We start from the raw sequence: 23,291 nt of genomic DNA, 5'->3' as shown, positions 1-23,291 counted from the left end.
ATGCGATCCCTTGTCCGTACTTTTCTTGTGGTGCTGCTGGCGGTGCTCGCGTTGGCCTCGAGTGCGATTCCCGCGTGGGCGCAGCCGCTCAGTGGCGCTGCCGAAGGGTGGCCTGCTGGGATGCCAGACGAGCTCAAGGAGTTCTTTCCCGGTCACCCGGAGTTCGAGGCGGCCGGGTGGTCGACCGATCCGGCGTGTGCGGACAAGGGTGGCGACTTCGGGCAGTACCTCGCGCAGTACCTCCGCTTCGACCAGCAAATTCTCTACTGGGCGTCCCCTGTGACGCAGCGCATCGCGCAGTACGCCGAACTGATGGGTGTTTCAGAGGACGAAGCGAAGCAAGCGGTGCTCGATGGCAAGGCTCCGACCACCTGGCCGGCATCCTTCCCCGGTGGCGATCCGGAGTTCTCGCCCTCGGCCAAGGTGTGCGCTGCGGATCTGGCGAAGTGGTCCGAACCGGGCGGGAACCACTGGGGCTTTACCTGGGCGGCAGCACCCGACGCCGGTTCGATCGCAGTGATGAAGCAACAAAAGTGGGTCGACAACCTGCCGGACGACATCTTCGAGAATCCGTGTAGCGATCACGAGATGCTTTGCAACAGGGCCTATTTCCTCGACTGCGACAAGACTTCAGGGCCGGATGAACTCGTACAGTGCCGCGCCTGGAACACGCGAGTGGGGGCGATGTTCGGCGGCGTCTGGAACTGGAAAGAGCAGAACACGGACTTCGCCGACCGGTTCCTCGATCTCGCCAGAGTCGGCGGTGTGGTCCTCAAGGCCGCCACGCCCCTTCAGATCCAGCTCGGCGTCGGCCTCGGTATGGCGGCCGTCGACAAGGCCAGTGATGTAGTCGCGTTCATCGCGGATCCGGGCAGCGTAATCGACGACTGGGCCAACAGCACCAAGGAAAGCGCGGTATCGCTGACCACCTCGGTCCTTGAGGGCTTGGCGAACATCCACGAGTTCAACCCGCGGGATGAAAGTTTCCTGCGGTGGTACGCGGTCAGTTGCGGAATCGGGGTGTTCGTCATGTCGATCACCGCACTGTTCACGATCTACCGAACCTCCGCACAGAAATCGACACGAATGGAACTGGCGCACAGCCTGATCGGATACGCCCCGTTGGGTGTGCTGTCGATGATGTTCGCCCCGGCCGCCGCCGAAATGCTGGTCCAGCTCTCGCACGCACTGACCACCTCCCTGTCCGGACTGCTCAAGCAGGACTTGGAGCAGGCGGTGGTGTCGGTATCGGCAATGCTCGGAGGCATCACGAGCGACACCGTCGTCGGTGGCTCTCTGACCGGCATCGTGTTCTTCGGGTTGTTGTTTCTCGGGTCGCTGGCGTTGTTCTTCGGCATGTTGATGCACGCCGCTGCCTTGCCGATCCTCGCCGGCCTGACAGGTGTCGCGTTCGGATTGTGGGTGCATCCGAACCTGCGGAAGAAGGCGATGCGCCCGATCTTCGTATTCATCTCGATCGTGTTTTCCAAGCCGGTGATCTTCCTCGGTCTGGGGTTCTTGGCCACGGTGCTGATCGACAGCAGCGCCAGGGCTTACGTCGACGGTGACCTCGCATCGCTTGGTGCCTTGGCGATGTCGGCGGTGTGCATCGGACTGGTCGGGCTCGCTCCGTGGTCGCTGCTCAAGTACGCCCCGTTCATGCCGTCCAGTGAAGATTCGGAAGGCTTCGGAGATACCGGATCGGCGACCGGACAAGGGCTTGGCGGCACTTTGCAGACCGCGCAGATGGCGATGATGGCCCGCGGCGGTGGTGGCGGGGGTGAGGTCGCTGCGGCCCGCTCCGCAGGGGCGGCACACGCCCATCCTGTCGGCGGGGGCGTTGGTGGGGGAGTGGCTTCCACCTCGAACGGGTCGACGTCCCATAGTTCCGCCGGGTCGACCGCCCACCAGCATTCGGGTGTTACCGCAGGTCATAGCGGTGGTGGGCACGGTGGGGCGAGCACTCGCAAACTCATGGGGGCAGCCAAGGGCGTCTCCGGCACGGCCGCCTCGGCCGGGGTTGGTGCGGTGGTAGTAGCCGGAACGGTCGGCGGTGCAGCACTGAACAAGGCGGCGCAGGCAGCGCAGAGCGCTCCCGAGCGAGCCGACAACATGGGAGATCAGTGATGAGTGACAGTGAGCAGCGCACCTCGATCCTCGGCTCGGAAATCGCTCGCCGAGGACTGATACCCGTTCCCGAACCGGTGCTGTTCGCCTATTCAGCGGCGCTAATGGTCTCGATGTTCCTGTTCGTCTTCTTCGGATCGACGATCTGGACACTCGCCGGTGTCCTCGCGGTGGTGGGCGGCACGCTGTGGGCGACGACCGACATCAACGGTCGCCGGTCTTGGGCGGGGGAGAAGCTACACCGGATCCGGGATCGGCGGCGGCGAAAGCACGGTGAACACGTCTATCGGGCACCCGGTGATGAGTTGTACGGGGTGCTCGGAGCCGATCCGGGCTGGGAGTTCCCGGTGCCGCTCGGGGATGTCGCTCCGCTGGATCTGACCGATACAGGTCTCGATGACATGTTCATCCTCGAGCACCGGACGCCTGGTGACAACAACTACTACTCGGTGGTGCTGTCGATTCAAGGGCTCGCCGAAGGACTGCGCGGTGCGGAGGAATGGGCGGTGACCTCGCAGGCGTTCTCGCGCACGCTGGCTTCATTCGCGCGCCGATCCTCGCTGCTTCGAGGGCTGGAGATGGTGCATCGCTCGGTGCCGGCCGATCTGACTCCGCACGTGGCGTGGATGGAATCGGTGGTGCGTGCGAATCCTCATGCACACCGGGTGATGCCTGCGGTCGAGTCCTACGGCCAGCTCATCGACGGTCTGGCCCCGGAGTCGGAAGAGCATCGTTGCTGCGCCACGCTGATCTTCCCGAAGTCGGTCGAGTTGCTGTCGGCGGCCGGAGCGGTCGCCAAGCGTAAGGGCGTAGAGGTGAGGGCCGGTATCGGCCAGGTCATCGTCGAGGAGACCATGCGGGCGGTCGGGGCGCTGACCTCGGCTCGTCTCGGGCAGGTGCAAGTGCTCGGCCAACAGCGTGCCTGTGCGGTGTTCCGCTCGATGCTCGATCCGTCCTATGCGCTCGATGCCCATCGTGGCGCGAACTGGGGCAACTGCTGGCCGTCGTATGTCGGCGGAGACCTGTCGACACGGGTGTCCGACCGATGGGATACCCGAGTCGGGTTGATCCGGCCCGGTTCGATCGAACCGATCCCGCTGCACGCTGAATGGCTCTCGCCGCTGTTGACCGGCGTCGACCCGGACCCCGGCGATCCTGTTGAGGGGATTCCGGCCCAGCCAACAATCCGCACGGTGAAGGTGCGGATGGATTTCGTCGATGCAGTCAAAGCGCGCCAGGTGGCACGCAAGGACGCGACCGAGGATGCAGCACGCCAGTACAAAGAGCGAAAGAAGGGCCAGGTCACCGACGGTGCATCGGAGGTCATGGCGTCGGCATCACTGCGTCGCCGCGAAGACCTCAAGCCGGGATCGGGACACCACGGGGTGATCTGGTCGATGGCAGTGTCGGTCACCGCACCGGATGAGGATGCGGTGATGCGAGCGTGTGCGCGGCTCGAGCAGGCCGCCGACCAAGCCGCCATCAAAGAGTTCACCTGGTTCGACGACAGCCACGATGTCGCGCAATTCCTCACTCTGCCGCTCGGCCGCGGACTCGCGGCCACCAAGTACACCCGGGCCAAGGGGGTCTGATGCCGTCACTACTGAACTGCAAAAAGGACGCTGCGCCTGCGCCGACCGCTCCGGAGGTAGATCAGGCGGACACGCCGGTGGTTCCTCGTCGGCGTCCACCGAAGCGCAACAAGTGGCTCGACCGGTGGGGATGGTACGAACCGCGCCCGGAAGGAGTGTGGTCGACGACTCGCCAGGCCGAAGCACTGAATCTGGCGACCACCCGCAAGAACGTGCGGCACGAAGGACTCGTGTCGGGGCGGAACCTGATGTCGAATGCGCTGGTCATCACCGATCCGTTCGCGTTGTACGGAAGTGAGATCGAGAACATCAACGTCGCGGTGGTCGGTGACATCGGCAAGGCGAAGTCCTCACTGATCAAGACCACCCTGGGACTGCGGCAGATCGCGGCCGGCCGTCAGGTCGTGGTGATCGACAAGAAGCGTCAGGGTGATCGCGGTGGTGAGTACACCGAGCTCGCCAAGTCGCTGGGGGTGCCGTCGATCAGGTTCAAGACCGGCGGTGACGGTGCGCGGTTGAACATCATGGACCCGGCGATTTCGTCGTCGGTGACCACTTCTGGTGGCATCGTGCCGGCCGGTCAAGAAGTGCTGATTGCCGCGGTACTCGAGGACACCATGCAGCGGACGTTGGTGCAGACGGAGATCGCGGCGCTGAACCTGGCGCTGAGACTGGTCAACGAACGTGCCCGCAGCGAGGGCACCGAGCCGATCCTGCGTGATGTCGCCGATCTGCTGCTATCCACGCCGGAGGAAGCGACAGTCACCTTCGGCGAGGTGTGGGAGAAGGAAGCGTGCCGGTGGGGTCGTGATCCGGGCTTGGCGCTGCGGCAGCTCTGCGAAGGAGATCTGCGAGGGTTGGTCGATCAGCCGACCTCGGCCGATGTCCGTCATGCGCTCGACCATCCGCTCGTGCACTTCGACGTCTCCGAACTGCCCAACAAGGGACCGGCGCTGCGGGTGGTGATGACGGTCATCAATACGTGGCTGTCGAATGTTCTCGCCGCTCGCGCATCCGAGCACAAGCAGACCATTCTCATCGTCGAGGAAGGCTGGCACATCGCGGAAGGCTCGACCGGGCGGGTTTTCCGCGACAATATGAAGCTCTCTCGCGGCCTGGGCCTGTCCACGGTCTCGGCGTTCCACCATATCGCCGATCTACCTGCGGATTCTCCGGCCAGGGCGTTGATGCAGGAAGCTGGGATCGTGTTCCTGTATGGACAGGATCGGGTGGACGATGCCGAGCAGACGGTTCGCATGTACCACCTGCCCGAATACTGCGTCGATCTGCTGATGTCGATGCACAAGGGGCAGTGTCTCGTGGTGATGGGCAAGTCCGATCCGGTGCTGATGAAGCACGAGCGGTCCCCGCTCGAGATCACCCTCACCGACACTGATGAGGTCATTCGGGGGGAGGCGAGCACGCTGGTCGGGCAGACCCGGCTCCCGGACACTCTCGATGCCGAGGAATTGGCCGAGCTGGTGGGGGCGGTGCAGTGAACGAGCGGGGTCAGCAGCGGCCGACACAGCCGGTGATTCCGGTCGGCACCGGCCTGGTGGTCGTGGTGATCGGCGGGGGCCTGTGGACGGGGTACGCCGGGGGCGCGGTTGCCGGCCTGGTGACCGGGGCGGGGCCGGTGTTCCCGGAAGGGCTGTACGGCACGTTGTCGGTGTTGCGGGCGTTGGTGCTCACGCCGGGCGATCCGACGGTGGGCTGGCCCGAGGACTCGCGGCCGGGCTCGGCGGTCGCGGTGTGGGTGTGCCTGATCGCAGCGATGCTGGTCTATATCGCCGTCGTGCTCGTGATCGACGGGAAGGTTTCGGCACATCAGCGCGCTAAGCGCACGCGCCAGGAAGGGTTTGCGGACCGGGCGGAGCTGCGGCGGCGCGGCCTCGATCGCAGGAGCGCGGTGAAAGCCGCGAAGACGAATCGGGCGAGCTTGGGTGATACTCCGGCCCGCAAGATCGACGCGCATCAGGTGGCGACCCGGATCGGCACACTCTACGGCGAGCATGGCAAAGATGCCGAGGTGTTCGTCCAGTACCGGGACGGCACGCTGGTCGAGGGCCCGACCGGTTCGGGCAAGAGCTGGCGGTTGGCTTGGCAGCGGATCGTCGAGTCGGTCGGGTTCGTGCTGGCCACGACCACCAAACCTGATCTGCTGTGGTCGACGGTGGGGCAACGGTTGGCCTCCGGCCCGGTCGAGGTGTTCGACCCCGAGGGCATCACGCGGTGGCCGACGCCGATGCGGTGGTCCCTGCTGGCCGGCTGCGATGACCCGGACACGGCGATCCGGCGTGCCGATGCGCTGGTGCAGGCTGTTCCCCTCGGCGATACCAAGAACAGTGGGTACTTCTCGACAAATGCAGCGAAGTACCTGCGGTGCTGTCTGTATGCGGCCGCGGTGTCCGGTGGGGATGTGACCACCTTCTATCGCTGGGCGATGCAGCGGCAGGTGCCGAAGGTCAAGGAGATTCTGGACCGGGACCTGCCGACGTGGAGCGTGGAGTATTCGCAGCTCGGCGGCTCGGGATCGGATTCGGTCGACGATGTGATGTCGACGGTCTCGACGCTGCTCGATCCCCTCGCCTCACCGAAGCTGATGGCGGCAGTCAACGTCACCGCCGACGAGTCGGTGAACCTCGCGCAACTTATCCGCGACGGCGGGACGCTGTATCTGATCTCCGAAGGCTCCTACGGCTCGAGTGCACCGATCGTCACGGCGTTGGCGGCGGAAGCGTATTACCTGGCCAAAGAGATTTCGCGGGAGTACCCGGAGGAGAGAATCGACCCTCCGGTGCGGTTCGTTCTCGATGAGGTCAACAATGTCGCGCCCATCCCGGATCTGCCCGACAAAGTCTCCGACAGCGCCGGGCGAGGGATCTCGATCTGGGCGTTCTGCCACGGTCAGGAGCAGAACATCCGGCGATGGGGTCCGAGCGCGGGGAAGATGTTCACGACGAACTCGCCGGTGCGAATCATCCTGCCCGGCCTCGGTGATGTGAACGAACTCGAGCAGATCTCCCGATTGACCGGTGAGCGCGAAGAGTGGTGGTCTCCGACGCAGGCTCCTCGGCAGGCGAAGGGGATGACCGCCCCGGAGATTCGCGGAATGCCTGCTGACCAGGCATTGATGATCTACCGGGGTGCGGCTCCGGCGCGGGTTCATCTCCCGCTGGTGTGGGACATTCCGCACTGGAAAAAGCGGGTGCTCGACTCTCAACAGGTCTACAACTGGGTCTGCGAGACGGGGGAGCTGCCCGATTGGGCCTGGTCCCGCACGGGCGGGGACGTGGTGCTCGGATGAGCGGGTACACACCGGGCCGGCTGTCGTGGCGACATCTCGACCAGGAACAAGCACAACAGTTGTGGGACGAGTTGATCGACTGGGTGGAGTGGTTTCGCGGCTGCTACCGGCTCACCGATCGGATCAAGGGCTGCTGGTATCGGCACCCGAAGATGGTCGAGGAACTGACGGCGGCGATGTCGGCGCACAAGGTTGCCTACGAACAGCTCGGCGACGGTCAGGTGCATTCGTGGTCGCCGGGAAGCTGGCACTACCAGGTCTATCAACCACTTCTGCAACGGCTGGCGGCCAACTCCGACGAGTTCGGCGACTGTATCGACGGGCGCTGCGAACCCCCGACCGTGCAGGTCACGCTGCTCAACGGGGTGCGGGAGTGGATCGCGGCCGACATCGCGGCGCGACCAACCCCGATCGCGGCGGCGGTCGCCACCACCGGATCGCTCCCGGACTCGGGCCACGGAGCGGGGCCAGCGGTGATCGACGCTGCGCGGATGGTCGATCTGATCGACTCGGGAGATGCCGAACCGATTGAGGCTGACGACGAGTTCGGGCCGGTCTCGTATGACGGCCACGTTTGGGAGTGGTCCGACGACACGGAGGGATACGTACGGACCTAGAGACTGCCGAGGAACACCAATGCCGGACTCACCACCTGGCCTTCCTCGGTGTGGTGGTCGGCCACGACAGTGCCCGCCTAGGCGTCATGGCCGGCCACCACGATCTATCGATCGCAACGCTCCACCGGAGAACTTCCGAATACATTGCTCGTGCTCTGACGCCACAGCTTTCTTGCGAGAATGCAGACTGTCGGCTTATCTATCCAGGTGAAAAACTTGATCGAGAAGCCGATCAATTGGTTCAAGAAGCCGACCATGGAGCAGTACGCATGGGCGGCTGGACTCTGCTTCGTTGCCACCGTCCTGATCGTGCTGTTTATCGCTTCGGGACCAGCGTCTTTTGGCGAATGGGTGACGCGAGTAGTCGCTATCGCCTCTGTTGCGGTGTCGATTCTGACCCGCCGACAGTCGAAGCGTTCGGCTGATGCTGCTGAGCAGAATGCTGCTCTTGCCTCAGCAGAGGAGCGGCGGCGTCGGCACAAGTTGGTTCTAGAACCTCATCCCATCCCATACCGGCATGTACTCCGCAATGCCGGAACCGTGACAGCTACAAACGTGAACATCGCCAATAGGGGCGACTTCGCGCATGCCGAGTTCGTAGGAGCAGATGGTCCTGTCACCATCCCGGCTGGGCAGTCATACCCGGTCGATCTGGTCACCTCTTGGGGGGGCGTGGGTACACGTGCTGCCTTCGAGTGGATCCCTGAAGGCGAGAGCGGGAAAAAGACGTGGACGGAAGCGCTTTATCCCTCTGCCTCTGAAATCGCGGACCGCGGGAAGGATCAGGAATACAAGGACGCTCGCGAGGCCAGGGAGAAAGATCTTGATCGGGAAACCCGGCGCGAGCTCCGTTCACTGATTCTTCAGCTTGGTGACGCTTATGCACAGTACAAAGCGAACCCGGACACGCCGGGAAATCGTCTTCGCGTTCAGCTTCTTACTGCTGCGTTACCGCCAGGGATTGCCCGCGAGATTGGGTATGAAGTCGATGTCCCGCGGGATGTGTGGGGAGAGAATGAGCACCCTTTTCTGCAGCATATCGACACGACTGACGCGCATCTCATCGAAGATGTCCTACCGGAGCTAGAGCTGGTCTGGAACATGCGCCAAGTGGAAGGGACCGAGGTGTACGGTCCGACTGAAGCTCCAGGACCGAATAGCGAACCGAGGATTTGGTGGGCTGTTCAAGGCTATGTTTCGCGAATCAAGGACAGACAAGCCGGAGTCCGGCACTATCGCGATTCGCCGCGAGATCAACAGTCCAAGGCCAAGGCAATGGCGCACATGCAGGGCATTAAACCCGGACTGAAAGCTGAAGTTTCGACGGAGGCCGGCACAATTACTGAATCTCAATCCGACGGTGAAAACGTGTGACGTCAATTCAACGCTAGAGGCGCCACTGCCTGCTGCGCTCGAACTCGGAACGAGGCTGCGGATCGCGTTCGATACGACTGTGCTGGAGCTGACGTTGCTGTTCGTGTAGCTGTTCGCGCTGACGGTGGACGTGGTTCCAGTCGAGTGCGGCTCGACGATCCTTCGGCCGGCCTCCAACGAGGGTGTCCTCGTCGGTGATGTGGTGGGTGCTGCGGTAGGCCGCCGCGTCCGCTCCGGCGCCCCGCCACAGAGCAGCGTGTTCGGGATTCTCGGGGCAGGCACCGAGGCTTGAGTGCGCCCAGGTCGGTGCGGTGTCGTCGGTGAGCTGGTCGCGGTAGTCGCGGTGCATCTCGGCTATGGCCTGGTAGTCCTCGCGGATCGTGGCGGCGAGTTCGGGGTCGATGGTGTCGGCGTCGGACACTGGCGCGACGACCCATTCGGGTGCGTCGGGGTTCGTGAAGTCTCGGCCCTCGGCGGCGATGCGGTCGAGTTCGGCGAGCAGCGTGGTCGCTGGGGCGGTGGCTCCGGCCCGCTCTGCCAGATCGGCCACGACCTCCTCAATGCTCGCTCCGCTGAGGCGGTGGAGATGTTCGATGCGTCCGGCGATGTCCTGGGCGCGTTCGTCGTCGGTCTGCAACGCGAGCGTGGGCAGGTGCTCGGCGATGGTCTCTTCGTGCTCGGTGAGCCATGCGGTGTTGCGGCGGGCGATCAGCTTGGTCAGGGGCTTGGCCATGTCGGAGCGCAGCGCGGCCGCGGTGGTGTCGACGCCGTTTTCGGCCAGGCGTTCGTGGTGCCAGGTGAGCAGGTTGATCGGGTCGACGCCGGCTTGGGCGGCGCGGGGGAGCTGGCGGGCGAGCAGTCGCGCGGAGGATTCTTCGGCGATGCGGGCACCGAGTTCTTCTCCGAGTGCAGCGGTGGCGAGGGTGCGAACTCTCTCTGTTTCGAGCAGTGCGGAGGTGTCGCGGTAGCGGCGGGTGACCTCGCCGATGCCGGTGTCTGCGGCCGCGGCGCGGTCGGTGGTCTCGGTGTAGCGGCGGGCGCATTCGACCGCGAAGTCGTGCATGTCCGCGTCGGTGTGGAGTGGGTCGCGGATCGGTAGCGGCGGCAATGTCGGGGGTTCGGTGAACTGGCCGACGATGGCGCGGGTGCGGTGGGCAAGGACCGCTCCGATGTCTATCGCTCCGGCGAGGGGGCCTTCGGCGAGGGCGCGTCCGAGGAGCGTGCGGGTGCTGTAGCCGTGGTCATGGGCATCGGCGAGGATCTGGCGAAGCTGTGCCCATCCTTCGGTGCCTTCGATGGTGGCGGCGATGTGTTCGGGGAGGGTGCGGCGCATCTCGGTCTCGAGTGCGTCGTCGCGGAGGCGGCGTTGGGCGGCCAGATATGCCTCGCGCAGCCGCTCCGGGTCGGTGGCGTGGGCGGCTTGTTCGGCGAGTTCTTCAGTGGCGGTGCGGTGGCCGTTGTCGGTGGCGACGACGGTTTCGAGGATCATCCGGCCGGTGGAGACGTTCTTGTCTTCGAGGTGCGGACGCTCGGTGTCGAGGTTGACGGGCACGTCGACCGGGACGTAGATCCGGTTGTCGGTGCGGGCGCGGGTGACGGCCACATACAGCCCGGAGCGGTTCATGTCGGGGGTGATGATGGCGTGGGCGGTGTCGACGGTGACGCCCTGGGCGCGGTGCACGGTGGAGGCGTAGCCGAGTTGCACGTGGGTGCTGATGTAGTCGGCCGGCAGGGTGATGACGCCGCCGTGTTCGAGGTGCCGGACGGTCAGTGCGCCGCGTTCGGAGACGACATCGAGCACTTCCCATAGGTCGCCGTTTCGCACGAACGCTCCGGCTTTCTTTCCGCCGGAGGGGTTCAGATCGCGGCGGTTGCTGCGGGTGAGCACGATGTCGCCGCGGCCTGCGGTGAGTTCGTCGGCGAGGGCGACGGTGGTGGATTCGTCGCTGGTTCCGTCGTGGCGGCGCACGGCCTGGACTTGGATGTTCGCTGCCGTGACGTCCTCGCGGGTGGGCAGCATGACGATGGATTCTTTGCCGTCGGCGAGGTCGTGGAGGTAGTTCTCGACGGCCTGGCCGATCATTTCTTCGCGCGTTCCTTCGCGCACGAGATCGCGTTCGTAGATCAGGTCCAGGCCGGTGGAGTCACCGGATCGCAGCAGCATCGAGTTTTCGGCTTGGGCGGTGTCGTTGCCGAATCGGACCACGGTGTCGAGTTCGGGAGCGTCGGTGTTCTGCGCCAGATAGCGCAGCATTCCGCCGGTTTCCACAGCGTCGAGCTGGGCCGGGTCACCGAGCAGGCGGACGACTGCGCCACGTTCCTTGGCGATCTCGACGACGGCGGCGAGGTCGAGGGTGGAGGCAAGGGATGCTTCGTCGACGAGCAGCATCGTGCCCGGTGCGATGTCGATGCCGGCCGGAAGTGCGCCGGGGCGACTGCCGACGAGACCACGCCAGGGGTAGGTCAGGGAGGCCAGGGTCAGGCCGGTGACGCCGACTTCTTCGCCGAGTGTTTCGGCGGCGACCGCGGAGGGTGCGAGGGCTATGACGCCCCGGCCTTCGTTCTGCCATGCCTGCACGACGGCTTTCATGCTGGTGGTCTTGCCGGTTCCTGCGGGTCCGACACCGACGGCCAGCAGTGCCCCGGATTGCAGGAAGTGCTCGGTCAAGGTGCGCTGGCCGGCGTTGAGGTTGCGCCCGGTTTCGGCGCGCATCGTCTCGTACACCTCGTGGATCGAGGCGGTGCGAGCGGTGAAGACGGTGGGTTCGCTGGTGGCCGATACCAGCATCGTTTCGGCGTCGAGGATGCGCTGGGAGCTGTGTTTGTGGCTGCCGTGGTGGGACAGAACGAAGTCGCCGTTACGTCGGCGCAGACGCCTCGGGATCGCGGGCAGCTCCACGCGTGGGGTGGTGACCGACAACTCCACGACCCGGCTGGTGAGTCGATCGACTGCCGTCCGGTAGGTGTCGAGGTCGGGGAAAGTCTCACCGCCGAGGTGGGCCTGGACTGCGGAGACGATGTGTGGCAGTTGCCAGCGCGAGCGCTTGGACTCGAGCTTGGTGATCACGGCTCGGGCGTCGTCGTCGAGGCTGCGGCGCTGTGGCCTCGGGGCGTGATCAGCGGCGAAGGCGTCGCGGACGAGCTGGTCGACGGCCTCGTTGCCGCCGAGGATTTCGGCGGCCTTCTCGCGCCATTCTGCGCGCATCTCGGCGAGTGATTTCGCGTCGGCCTTGCCTTCGCGGGTGTCGAGGGTTGCTTGTTGATAGAGCTGATACATCGTCTTGGCGTCAGGCATCCGCTGGTACTTGGTGCGGTACTCGGCCACGAGTTCGTCGCGGCGGGCCTCGATTGCGCTGCGGCGGGGGCTGAACATCTCGAGCATGTCGCGGGGAATGGCGGCCAGTTCGACCACGGGTTGCTTGCCCTGCTCGATCTCGCGGTGGGTCAGCTCGAGGCCGAGTTCGGTGCTCAGGCGCTGCATCACTTCGGCGTTGAATCGCTGCGAGGCGGCGACGGCGAAGCGGAACATGGTCGATCCGTCGACGGCTCGCCACTTGCCGTCTTCGGCGGCCTGGGTCTTGATCGACACGACGGCGTGGGTGTGCAGATTGGGGTCCCCGCAGCGGGAATCGAAGTGTTTGTAGAGGGTCGCGACGAAACCGTTGGTGTCGATCTGTTCCTCGCCGTTGCGGCCAACGCGAGTGAAGCAGGCGTTCTCTTCGAGCCACCGGAGGGTGTCTTTCACCGTGGCATCGACGATGCGCTCGATCTCGATGCGCGTCTCGTTCGGTGCCAGTGCCCACAGGCTCGACACGCTTTTGGGCGGTGTGAAAACCAGGTCGTGGCCGGCTACCGGGTGGCGGACTTTGCCCTTCTCGTGGGCGATCCAGTTCCGCAATTCTGCCTCGTTCGTGACCGGACGTCCGTGCTTTTCCTGAAACATTCCTCCGGCGATGCGGTCGAGGATCGCAGCGGATTCGTCCGGGCTCGGGGCGTGTCCGTGGGTGTCGGTGTACTCGGCGATTTCGGCCGTGTGTCGGTCGAACAGCTCGACGTTGTTCTTGAAAGTCGGGAACTTGCGTCCGAGTCGGGCGAGCCTGATTGCGTCCTCGGAGGGGACGCCCCGGTCGATGAGTTCGGCGATCAGGGCGTCGGCGTTCGGGTGGAGTCCTTCGCCGAACAGGGCCTTCATTTGCGCTTCGGTGACGACATCTCCGGCGGAGATTCGGTCGGCGTTCTCGGTGTGGATGTCGTCGAGAAGGTCGTTCAAACCGTCGACGCCGGAGCCGAACCATTCGCCGGGCGGTGTGCCGTGTGCGGTGTAGTAATCGGTCAGTTCTGCTCCACGTTCACGCTCGCGGTCGGCTGTGGCGACCTGACGTGTCAGGTATTCGTAGCCGTCCGCTGCGTGCAGGACGTGGAGGGTCATCACGGGCTCGATCGTAGAGGTTCGAACGCGCGGGTTGGGAGCTGGATTCCCGAATGTCAGTAAAACTGCAAGAGGTGTGTCCCCTTTCTTCTGTTGCTGGCGCCCGGATGCGGTGCGATGTAGATCGGTGTGGCCGGCGGTCGCAGACCGCTCCGACGGAGTGACGGGTTGGGTCGGGCTGCTGGTTTAGACTCGGCGTGAGGTGTTTTAGAAGGGAAGGGTGTCGCAGTGAGTGGTTCGGGGGATGCGGTGCACAACGAGACCAAGGTGATCTCGGCACGCAGTCAGGCACGGTCGAAGCTGTCGGAACGGCGCGCTGAATTGCTCAAGCGGATCAGCGACAACCAACGCGACCTCGAGCGCGCGTTGGCGTCGCTGGAGAAGGTGGACAAGGCCGCTGTTCGTCGTGATGCAGCGATCGCCAAGGCGAACGAGGAGTTCGAAAAGAAGAAGGCTGCGGCCGAACTCGCGGCGGGCAGGTCGCTGGCGCAGGTTGCTGGACGTGGCGAGACCGCGACCTCGATCTCCGAACTCGTCGATCTGGACGTGGCGATGGTGCGCCGGTTGGTGAAGCTGGCCGAAGAGAACAACGACTCGACGCCTCCCGCACAAGGATCGAGCGAGGGCGGCAGTGAGGCGAACGAACCGACGCCCGAGGTGCCTGTAGCTGCTTCCGGCTCCTGATCGGGCAGCAAGCAACGGCGCAAGGTCAGAGACGGAGCCACTGTGCGGTGGGATCCAGGAGACGAGATCGAACGGACTCGCTTCTTCCAACGCGTGGTGTACGGACCGGACTTGGATTCCTGTCACTCTGGGTCGGTGCACTCGGTGATGACAGCTACGGACGGTTCTGGATAGCTCGAGACGGTCATCAGATCGTGGTGCGACCGCACCGTTAGGCGCTCGCTGTGGAGCTGGAACGTGGCCTCGACGACAACGAAGTGGCGATGCACCGGCGTTGTGACAACCCGCTGTGCGTCAACACGGGCGACGGTGATGCCTTCGCTGCCCATGTGGTGCTCGCGTCGGCCGCTGAGAACATGGCGGACATGGGGCGTAAGGGGCGCGGCGGGGGGCGGCGGTTGTGGTTCGGCGCCGACCGTGCCGGATGTGCTCGACGCTCACGAGCGGTGCGCGAGGCCGGTCTTGCGATATGGCTGGGATCAGCACGCGATCGAGACAGCCCTGTACGACGGGGCGCAAGGAACGCTGTGGTAGTTGGCAGGCGATCGTCTTCTGATGTGTCGAGGCGGTTGGTTCGGCCACGGTGAATATTCGATGATGGGAGTTGACCGTTGCACGCGAGTCGGGGCGGTTTCGGAGACGTTAGGGGTTCTTATGCAGCGCAGTGAAGCGGAAGTGGCCTTGCTCGGTGCCGTGCTTGAGGTGATGCCGATTTCGGACCTGGCCCTCGATGCGGCGGTCGCCGGCATACCGGTGTTGGACGTACCCCGCACTCGCGGCATCGACATCTGCTTCTCGGATAAGCCGGACATTCTCTGACGGCTCGCCTGAATCGCACCGTGACGATGCACGGTGGTCGCACTGCGGTTAGGTGTTGTCCCGGCACGGTGGCGCGGATCCGTGCGCGAGCTGCGGGACAAGCCGGGCGAAGGGGCTCGATGCCCTGAGCTCGGCCCTGCGCGCTGCGGAAGGTGCGGGCGGGTTCGTTAGTGAGTTGGAGATAGGGCGAGGCCCCGCACCGGTCGGTGCGGGGCCTCGTGGTGTGTTTGTCAGTCCTCGGGGCTGAATCCGAATTCGGGGAGGACGTTTCGACCGGCCTCGAGGACTTCTTGCACTCCCTTGGCGTGCAAGCCGTGGTCGACGACTTGGCGGATGAGAAGCGCGAGCTTGGGGATCTGAGTCTCGTGGGCTACTCCGTTCTCGATGGCGTCGAGGGCGACGGCGGCGCGGACTCCGTAGCCGTGTGCGTAGGCGACGGCGGCAAGGACGGACAGGATCGTAAAGCGGGCGTAGCCGGAGGTCTTGCGGGCGGCGTCGGTCAGGATGGCGACGGCGGCGACGTTGCGGGAGAAGTACAGGGCCACGTCGCGGGCACGGGGGTTGTCGGTGAGGGTGATCGCGACGGCGACGGCTTCGGGATAGGTCAGCTCGCGGGGCGCTTCGATGGCGTCACGCAGTGTCTCGAGGTTCGCGGCGTCGGTGATCTCGGGAGCCTGGGCGCGGGCCTGGCGCGCGTCCCACTGGCGCTCGAACAACACTCCGAGGTCTTCGGCGGGTGCGAGTTCGGCGGCGAGCGCGTCGCGGCTGGGGGCAATGGGGGCGCGGCCGTCGATGACTCCGAGGACAGCAACGGTGCTCGCGAGGATGTCGCCGAGTTCGCCGGATTCGGCGCTGGGGAAGTTGAAGAAGGTCTCACCGGCGGTGTACTCGGGCAGGACGGCGGCGATGGGCACGGCCAGACCGAGCGTGTAGGCGTGGCGGGGGGCGGCGAGAAGGGGTTCCTCTGCGGTGTCGCCGTTGGGGTGGATGCTGACGAGCGCGGCGATGGTGGCGTTGAAGTCGGCGGACTCGGCGGCGGCCATGAGCTTGTCGAGAGCGACAACGGCGGTGGCGTTGTCGTGGTCGAGGCGGGCGAAGGGGCCGGTCGTTCCCTGAGGATCGAACAGGGCAATGACGAGGGATTCGTTCGGGACCATGCCGAGGAAGGCGGGGATGCCTTCGATGAACTGGGCGGTGTTGAGGCGGGTAACGGGGCCGTTCTCGTTGTTGTTCATGCCTCTAGTTTACATCTTTTTTGATGATTTTTCGATGTTTTATTGGTGCTTTGTCGGTGCTTTTCTGGTGATGCTGGTCACACGTTTTTAGGCTTTGACCTGCGGTTTTGCGGGTGTATCGGGGTGGTCCGGTGGCGGTGGTGGAGCGGGTACCTCGGTCGGTCGGTGCTGCCCTGGTGAACCGGGCGCGGTGACTGCCGGGCAAGGGCGGGTTTTCCCTTGCCCGGTGGTCGGCGGGTCCGGTAGGGCCGTGTGTGGCGACCGGGCGCGGTGCACGCGGAGCAGCGGGAACCTTGGGAGGGAGGGACAGGGGTCCGGGGGCGGAGCCCCCGGGGATCGGTAGAGCCGATGCTCACCGCAGACGAGCCGGGGCACCCTCCTGGCCAGGGCGAGGGGCACCGTCCGCCGGCCGCGGGAGCATACGTTTACCGACCCCGAGACCAACGAGGCAAAGATCCGACTGCCACACCGACCCTCGACACGGCTCGACCGGGCGAAGGTATCGCAGACGCCATGGGCATCGCCGCGAGTTTCGGCGCCGGATTGCTCGAAGCCAACCGCACCGGCGGCACGGTCAAGCGCGCGCACTGCGGATGGGCGGCACATTCCGGTGTCACCTCGGCAGAATTTGCTCGCGCCGGCCTCACCGGACCGCCCACCGTGATCGAAGGACGTTTCGGTTTCCTGCACGCCTTCTGCGGCGATCGGGCCGACACCGCGAAGGTCCTGGATGGACTGGGCAAACGCTGGGAACTGCCGGGTATCTTCTTCAAGCCGTATCCGTGCAACCACTTCACCCACGCCGGGATCGACGCTGCACGCACGCTCGTCCGCCAGGGGCTCGACCCCGCCCACATCGCGGAGATCGAACTCGGTGTTCCGAAACCGGTCCTGCGCACCATCGCCGAACCTCCCGCCTCGAAAGCGGCCCCCGAATCCGGATATCATGCAGCGTTCTCGGGTCCGTTCACCGTCGCACGAGCGCTGCTCGGTGGATCGGGACTCGGAGTGGGACATGCCGATTTCACCGACGAGGCCGCGAAGGATCCACGCACGCTCGAACTCGCGGGTCTGGTCACCAGCCGCAGCGACGACCGGTGCGACGAGATCTACCCCTATCAGTTCCCGGCAGTGCTGCGGGTACGCACTCGCGATGGTGTCTGGCACGAGGCTCGGGTCGACCACAATCGTGGTGGTCCGGTGAATCCGCTTTCCGACGAGGAACTCACGATGAAGTTCGATCTCAACGTCGAGAACAGGCTGTCGCCGGAGCGTGCAGCAGCGGTGGTCCGAGCTGCACTGGGGCTGCACACCGCAGATTCCCTGGAGGCCCTGATGGTGACCGTGCGCGGCTGATCGGGAACCGGGGCGCACCACTCTGCCTCGACGGGTCTCTGCCCCCTCCGATGGCGGCTCACCGCGTGATGTGTAGCGGCGGTCTCCGGGTATGCCAGTCCGTTGTGCTCTGAAAGTCTTCACCGATCTCGAAGAGCAGCAATTCGTGGTGGGCGGCCGCCGTCAGTTGAGCGCCGATCGGCATCCCCGAACGAGGATGGAATCCGACCGGGAGTGCGAGCGTGGGTCCGTCGTGGAGGGACCAGGGATAACTGAACTGTCCGAGGCGGCGTGAGCGTGCGACGACATCGTCGCCACCGGCGATGCGAGGCACATCGACCGGCATGGTCGGGGTCAGTACGGCGTCGACGGTCGTGAACAGTGCACGGAGTCCGCGACGGAACTCCGCTGCGCCGGTTATCGCTGCTGTTCTCTCGGAGTCCGAGATGGACAGACCCAAGGACACGCGTGCGAGGGTGTCGGGATGGAACAGTTCGGGTGAGGAATGCACTCGGTTGCGGTGCAGCGCAGCAAGATCCGAATACAACAACGTGTACACGATGTCCTGTGCGCGAGCAGCACCGGGGACGGTGACCGGTATTGTCTCGTAGCCCAGTTCTCCGAGTTGTCGTGCCGCCGCTCGGACTGCGTCGCTGATGGCAGCGTCGACGTCGTCGGTGATGAACACCGACGGCAACCCTATCCGTCGAGTGGGGGCAGGCGACGGGGCCGGGGCGACACGCAGTACATCGAAGAGGCGGGCAACCTCGGTCACCGACCGTGCCATCGGACCGACGGTGTCGAAGGCGTCGCTGACCGGGAAGACTCCGGCATTGCTGATCGAGCCCCAGGTCGGTCGCAGTCCTGTGATGCCGCATGCCGATGCAGGCAGACGGACCGATCCGCCGGTGTCGGTGCCCAATGAGGCATCCACCAGACCTGCAGCGACCGCCACGCCGGAGCCTCCACTCGAACCCCCTGGGACCCGCGTCGGGTCCCAGGGATTGCGGACGGGACCGATGCGTGCACGCATTGCATGCAGTGCACCCATCGGCGACGCTCGACGCGCTCGGCGGTAGCCACGTCGACGTCGCCGACCTCGAAGCGGCCTTCCCCGGCCTCACTACCGACGGTGGCGAGTTCCGTGCCCATCTCAAGTTGGCCGCACTCGCGATCGCACTAAAGCGCCGGGTCATCATCGTGCAGGGCGTCGAAGCCGGCCAGAGCGATGATGAAGCCAATCCCTTCGAGAACTTCGTCCGCAGCCTTCGAGACGACCAACAGCGCATCGCCGACCTGGAAAGCCGGGTGGAGAACATCCTTCGGCGGCTATCGGCGCTCGAACTACGCTCGCCCAAGCGACTCATCGACAAGGTGATGACCCGAAAGCAGGTCGACAATCTGCTCGACACGTCGTACCGGCTGCGTGCGCTCGCCCCCACGCACAGCACAACCTCCCCGAGCTCTGATATGGTCATCGAGATCGAAAAGCACAGCGACGGAACGCTTCTGGTGTTCCCCGCCCGCGCCTGCTGACCGCGTCAACCCCACGCAAGCGCGTGATAGTCGAAGCCTTCGGAATCGCCGTCGATGCAGTCCCCGCTGATGATGGTCTCGCCTGCGCCGTGGGAGCCCACAGGGGCGGAGGTGGTTGCTAGCCACTCCGCCCGACGGAGATGGTGCACACATCGCCGGTCCGTACCCTCATGTCTTCTCGTGCAGGCCCCGCCCAGCCGCAGCCTGGAGACGTGACCAGGGCGTTCGTTGTCCACAAGAATCTCCGCCGCGCATGCCGTTTGCGCCACCCTGCCTACACGCACGCATCAGCGACGACCCGGTTCGTGTAATACAGGATCCCGATCGCCGTGCGGGTCAAACCTGACCTGTCCGCATCCAGCCTCGGTCCCTACTCGACCGGCAGCGCTCTTTCGGTCCTACACGCAGATCTCCTGTTGCGCCTCGACCCACAACGTCGACCATTGCACCGCGGTCGCACATGGCTGTACCGGTGCACTCGTGACTCCTGGCCACGGCACCACCAAGAATTGACGTCTGCGAACGCACCCCCTCGCCCACCGCAGTCGTCATCTCGGCTCAGACACGCCCGACCGACACGACCGCCTCAAACCGGCCGTGGTGTCGATAGGGCCTTGGCACGGCAACTCCCGCGATAGCTTCAACTCGACTCGACACACCTCCCGTCCGATGTCTCCCATCGGCGTGCACCGTCGGGCCGAACGTCCGGCGTCACAGTGACGAAGCGCCGGGTCGACACCGCCCTGCCCTTCCAACCCGATCTTTCTGATGAGAAGACAAATCGAAGTACGAAATTTGCGTTTGAAGATAAGACACTGATTCAAACCAGAAAACGGCAATGAAGGTCCGTCCTTATCTCACTCGTTCATTAGGACATCATCCGAATCTGAAAAATCTGAAGCTCTCAGATCTATTTCTGTTGATCCCATATCCGAAGGGGTATTTAATCATCCCTGTTTTGAGGTGCTTCAAATGGAAAGTCTCAAAATTAACACAAACCCGCAGGTAGAGGAGCTTTCGTCGGTCCAATATCGGCCCGCACGGGCGGTGGACTCTCACGCTAGCGAGCCTATCGCAGCACCACTGGAGGACTGCACAGAAAATTCACCCCAGATCGGGCTTGCGGAATTCGGCGACGGCTGTAAATATACAAATGCCCCGCCCGAGAATCGGTTGGTAGCCAGGAGGGCGAGCGTTCGGATTCGGTTGTAAGGAGAACACTCGTGAGTGATACCCCTGCGTCTTTCAAGCTCGTCGTCGACTTGTTCAACGTGCTGGACGGCATGGTCAGCGTACTTCCCTGGGGTCGGCCCAGCAACACCGTCGACCTGAACATGGGCCGGATGGCCGACGTCATCGCCGCCAAATCGAACCGGCCGATCCGCTTCGACGAGATCACCGTCCACATGGGGGTATGCGACCCCCACCGCCACCCCCAGCGATACGCCACCGAGCAGGTGATGGTTCGCCGGTGGCAACGCGATCCCCGCGTGAGTGTCCGCAGTCGCCCCAGTGCGTTCGATCCCGTCACCGGCACCTACACCGAGAAGGGCGTCGATACCGCGATCACGTTGGATCTGTGCACCTCTCAAGGGTCCGGCCGCTTCGACGGGGTCGTGCTGTTCAGCGCCGACGCCGACTTCGAGCCGGCACTCGAACAGGCCTACCGGGCACCGGGCGCGACCGTGCAGCTGGCACGATGGGCCGGCCAACCCAGCCGACTGTGGCTACCGGGCGAGAAACTGTGGTGCTTCTATCTCGACGAAACCGATCTCGCCCGGTGCTCGGTGCCGTGCCCCACCTGGGGCATCGCATGATCGAGCAGCACACCGGAACCGTCGCGACCAGCACCGAGTTCCTCGACGTCCTGTCCGACCGGATGGCGCCGGACGGGCCGTGGGCCGCGGTGGCGGGCACCGTGGAAGCGGCGGAGATCGTCATCGAGGCAGCCCGCAGCACCGTTTTTGAGCCCGCACGCCGCCTGGTCGCAGAAGAGACCACAGATCCTCGGCGCGAGCCGAGGTCAGGTCATCAGTGGCCGGACACCGAGGGGTTCTATCTGGCCACGATCGTGGTGCGGTTCGCTCAGCTGCTCGACAGTTGCGAGGCGGTCACCTCCTTGCACCGCAGCGGCCACCACCGCGCGGGATGGGCGGTGCTCGGCCAAGGCGCCGAGACCCTCACCCGCCTGTGGATGCTGACCGAAACGATGGTGTTCGACCAGCCGCGGGACGAGGCTCGACGCTCCTCTCACGCCTGGTACGCCTTCGCTCAGACCTACAACAGGTGTGGACTCGGTGCCCCGGTGGCGGTGCACCCCTTCGATGCCGCGTTGGGCAATGACGTCACCGAAGACGAGGACGTCAGCCTCGACGCCGGCCGGCATCGAGCGCCCATGCATGCGCGTGACCTCGTCGCCGCGATCACAGAAGGCGTCCGGCTCGCGCAGGTGCACATCCCGGGTGCGCTGCAACTGGACCCCAACGCGACAGCGGAGTTGCACAACCCAGCTACGGATTTCGACAACACCCGGCTGGCGCAGTCGCAACTACGGCTGACCGCAGGACTCGTCCACACCGCAGCGGTTTCGGTCGATGCAGCTTTCACAATCAGTATTGGCCACCGCTGAACGACCGGGAACGCACCGCATCGGACCATCGGCTCCCCACCGCCCCAACCCCGATCCGTCGGCACCCGTTCACCGGTCGCCTGCGTGTTCTTCCCGGTCAACGATGTATCGACCGGGAAGAACACGAACTTTAGCGCCACTACCTGCTTCGATGAACGCAGCTCGACGGAAGACACCCCGAGGAGTGAAGGTGCAGAATCTCCCGCATACCGCGTCCACCGATCTGCTCGACCAGGTCGCCGACCTCATCGCCGAGGACCAACCCCATCGTGCCTACACGGACGAAACCTGGACGACGCTGGGGCATTTCGAGGCCTTCTCTGTCGAAATGCCACAAAGCTATCTCGGCTACCGGTACCGTCTCCGGGTCCTCTTCGACGGTCAGCGTGGCTCGCTGCCTACGGTGGACGTGCTTCGGTTCATCGCGATGACCGTCGACGACGGCAGGACGCTCCGGCAGCACCTGACCAAAAAGTATGGTTCGTTCGATGAACCCGGATTCGGTGACGGGCAACCGGATAAAGCGTATGTCGACGAAGCAACCGAACTCTTGGCCAAGGTAGAGTCCTGGGAACGATGGAAGCACGGCGTCGACACGATCACAGCGCAAAGCGAGACTCTTAGCCACCTCGAGAACATGATCGCTCTCCTCCTGGTCAGCGACATCCCGGATGCTTCCGAGGTCCACGACTACTTCATGACGGAGATCTTCAAGCGCCTCGACGAGGCCGGTGTATCGACGACACGTGCCTTCATCACGAACGCGCTGCTACAGACGCTGCTGGACGATCGGGCGCACGATCCTGGCCGGGCAGTGCAGAAGATCCGGGACCAGTTCCGCGATCTGCGTGAAGGCCGGTACGAGTTCCTGCGCCGATACGAGGACAGTCTCACGCGCAGGAAGTTCGAACTAGAGGAAGAGCGGATCGACTTCGAAGTCCTGCCCCCAGGCACCGACCTGGAGGAGCATGCGCGTAGAGAACATCGCCGCACCGCACCGAACTCGGGACCCCGCCTTGCACCGGAAAAACTCCAGGTACTGAAGGATCTCGAACAGCACTTCGGACCCGACCGATGCCAGCGACTACGCGGAATCCCCTCCCGGAACAACCTTGCCGGGCCGTTCGACAGCAACATCAACGGTTCCTACCTGGTGTTGGTCATCCGACATATTGACCGCAACGGCCGTCATGTCGGAGACGACGCGATCGCTATCAGCCCCCTCGCTGGTCAGGCCACGTTCTACGTGCGACACGACGCCGTCGACCATTCCTGGAAGGAAATCTTCTCCTACCCCAAACGTGACGCAACGGCGATGGGGGCCCGCCGCCTCCTTCTGAAAGGAGGAACCGGATGGGACCCGGCGACCGCCTTACGGGAACGGTTGATTGCCCTTGCCCAGTGCTCACCGCACCGATTCCGCGAAGGCACCCCTATCCCGGTTCCGGGCGCCCACAAGTACACCGTCACCTGACCGCAAGGATGCGGCGACGGGCGACTTCCTCGCCCCTGACACAGGGGATGCTGCGAGGCGGCGCCTCCGGCCGCTCGGCGTAGGTCCACGACCGCCGCCGGCGGCAGCTCGGCAGTCTGGCTGCGCCCCGGGA

General features: G+C 64.6%; 16 protein-coding genes and 1 pseudogene. 13 read left to right on the top strand and 4 right to left on the bottom strand.

Features of this window, described 5'->3' with window-relative positions; all coding sequences use genetic code 11:
* The 6 genes from IM25_RS23490 to IM25_RS26220 all read left to right on the top strand — a co-directional run bounded on the left by IM25_RS23490 (position 1) and on the right by IM25_RS26220 (position 9,017).
* Positions 1-2,127, top strand: coding sequence for a hypothetical protein (locus IM25_RS23490; protein ID WP_033098664.1), 2,127 nt, complete (start codon positions 1-3; stop codon positions 2,125-2,127).
* Between the two features lie 401 nt (positions 2,128-2,528).
* Positions 2,529-3,719, top strand: a complete 1,191-nt coding sequence (locus IM25_RS23485; RefSeq protein WP_232333506.1) for a hypothetical protein — start codon at positions 2,529-2,531, stop codon at positions 3,717-3,719.
* 77 nt (positions 3,720-3,796) lie between these two features.
* Positions 3,797-5,218: an ATP/GTP-binding protein gene (locus tag IM25_RS23480; protein WP_232333505.1), complete on the top strand. Its 1,422-nt coding sequence runs from the start codon at positions 3,797-3,799 to the stop codon at positions 5,216-5,218.
* Positions 5,215-7,026 carry a type IV secretory system conjugative DNA transfer family protein gene (locus tag IM25_RS23475; RefSeq protein ID WP_065996587.1) on the top strand — a complete coding sequence of 604 codons (1,812 nt, stop codon included), beginning with the start codon at positions 5,215-5,217 and terminating at the stop codon, positions 7,024-7,026. Before IM25_RS23480 ends, IM25_RS23475 begins: the two co-directional genes overlap by 4 nt.
* Entirely contained in the window at positions 7,023-7,643 is a 621-nt protein-coding gene (locus IM25_RS23470; RefSeq protein WP_033098668.1) for a hypothetical protein, read from the top strand. The genes IM25_RS23475 and IM25_RS23470 overlap by 4 nt, the downstream gene beginning before the upstream one ends.
* A gap of 216 nt (positions 7,644-7,859) precedes the next feature.
* Entirely contained in the window at positions 7,860-9,017 is a 1,158-nt protein-coding gene (locus IM25_RS26220) for a hypothetical protein (protein WP_157127010.1), read from the top strand.
* Between the two features lie 13 nt (positions 9,018-9,030).
* Here IM25_RS26220 and mobF read toward each other — a convergent pair whose 3' ends face one another.
* On the bottom strand, positions 9,031-13,446 hold the full coding sequence (mobF, locus tag IM25_RS23465) for a MobF family relaxase (RefSeq protein WP_065996586.1): 4,416 nt from the start codon (positions 13,444-13,446) through the stop codon (positions 9,031-9,033).
* 228 nt (positions 13,447-13,674) lie between these two features.
* Here mobF and IM25_RS23460 point away from each other — a divergent pair, with 228 nt between their 5' ends.
* Positions 13,675-14,130 (top strand): hypothetical protein, encoded by a 456-nt coding sequence (locus tag IM25_RS23460; RefSeq protein WP_232333504.1) that lies wholly within the window; start codon positions 13,675-13,677, stop codon positions 14,128-14,130.
* Between the two features lie 122 nt (positions 14,131-14,252).
* Here the strand turns inward: IM25_RS23460 and IM25_RS26215 are convergent, their stop codons facing one another.
* Positions 14,253-14,459 (bottom strand): hypothetical protein, encoded by a 207-nt coding sequence (locus tag IM25_RS26215; RefSeq protein WP_033098671.1) that lies wholly within the window; start codon positions 14,457-14,459, stop codon positions 14,253-14,255.
* Positions 14,460-14,784: 325 nt separating this feature from the next.
* On the opposite strand from IM25_RS26215, the gene IM25_RS23450 reads away from it, so the two are divergent.
* Complete coding sequence (locus tag IM25_RS23450; RefSeq protein WP_157127009.1) at positions 14,785-14,949, top strand: hypothetical protein; 165 nt, start codon at positions 14,785-14,787, stop codon at positions 14,947-14,949.
* 230 nt (positions 14,950-15,179) lie between these two features.
* On the opposite strand, the gene IM25_RS23445 is transcribed toward IM25_RS23450, so the two are convergent.
* Positions 15,180-16,184: a DUF4192 family protein gene (locus tag IM25_RS23445; protein WP_065996584.1), complete on the bottom strand. Its 1,005-nt coding sequence runs from the start codon at positions 16,182-16,184 to the stop codon at positions 15,180-15,182.
* A gap of 495 nt (positions 16,185-16,679) precedes the next feature.
* On the opposite strand from IM25_RS23445, the pseudogene IM25_RS23440 reads away from it, so the two are divergent.
* Positions 16,680-17,540 (top strand): annotated as a pseudogene (locus tag IM25_RS23440) (MmgE/PrpD family protein); the annotation flags it as partial.
* A gap of 58 nt (positions 17,541-17,598) precedes the next feature.
* On the opposite strand, the gene IM25_RS23435 reads toward IM25_RS23440, so the two are convergent.
* Positions 17,599-18,552: an amidase gene (locus IM25_RS23435; RefSeq protein WP_232333503.1), complete on the bottom strand. Its 954-nt coding sequence runs from the start codon at positions 18,550-18,552 to the stop codon at positions 17,599-17,601.
* On the opposite strand from IM25_RS23435, the gene IM25_RS23430 reads away from it, so the two are divergent.
* From IM25_RS23430 to IM25_RS23415, 4 genes are all read left to right on the top strand, one after another.
* On the top strand, positions 18,543-19,055 hold the full coding sequence (locus IM25_RS23430) for a hypothetical protein (protein ID WP_232333502.1): 513 nt from the start codon (positions 18,543-18,545) through the stop codon (positions 19,053-19,055). The two genes, IM25_RS23435 and IM25_RS23430, sit on opposite strands and share 10 nt — an antisense overlap.
* A gap of 1,223 nt (positions 19,056-20,278) precedes the next feature.
* The gene (locus IM25_RS23425) at positions 20,279-20,872 is read left to right on the top strand and encodes an NYN domain-containing protein (RefSeq protein ID WP_052040208.1); all 594 of its coding nucleotides are present in this window, start codon (positions 20,279-20,281) and stop codon (positions 20,870-20,872) included.
* Positions 20,869-21,684: a hypothetical protein gene (locus tag IM25_RS23420; protein ID WP_157127008.1), complete on the top strand. Its 816-nt coding sequence runs from the start codon at positions 20,869-20,871 to the stop codon at positions 21,682-21,684. The genes IM25_RS23425 and IM25_RS23420 overlap by 4 nt, the downstream gene beginning before the upstream one ends.
* A 190-nt stretch (positions 21,685-21,874) precedes the next feature.
* A complete protein-coding gene (locus IM25_RS23415; RefSeq protein WP_157127007.1) occupies positions 21,875-23,158 on the top strand; it encodes a hypothetical protein in 1,284 nt (427 codons plus the stop codon).
* Positions 23,159-23,291: the final 133 nt, after the last annotated feature.

The organism is Rhodococcus sp. p52 (assembly GCF_000763325.2).
GTDB lineage: Bacteria > Actinomycetota > Actinomycetes > Mycobacteriales > Mycobacteriaceae > Rhodococcus > Rhodococcus pyridinivorans.
This window is presented reverse-complemented; position numbering and strand designations above follow the sequence as displayed.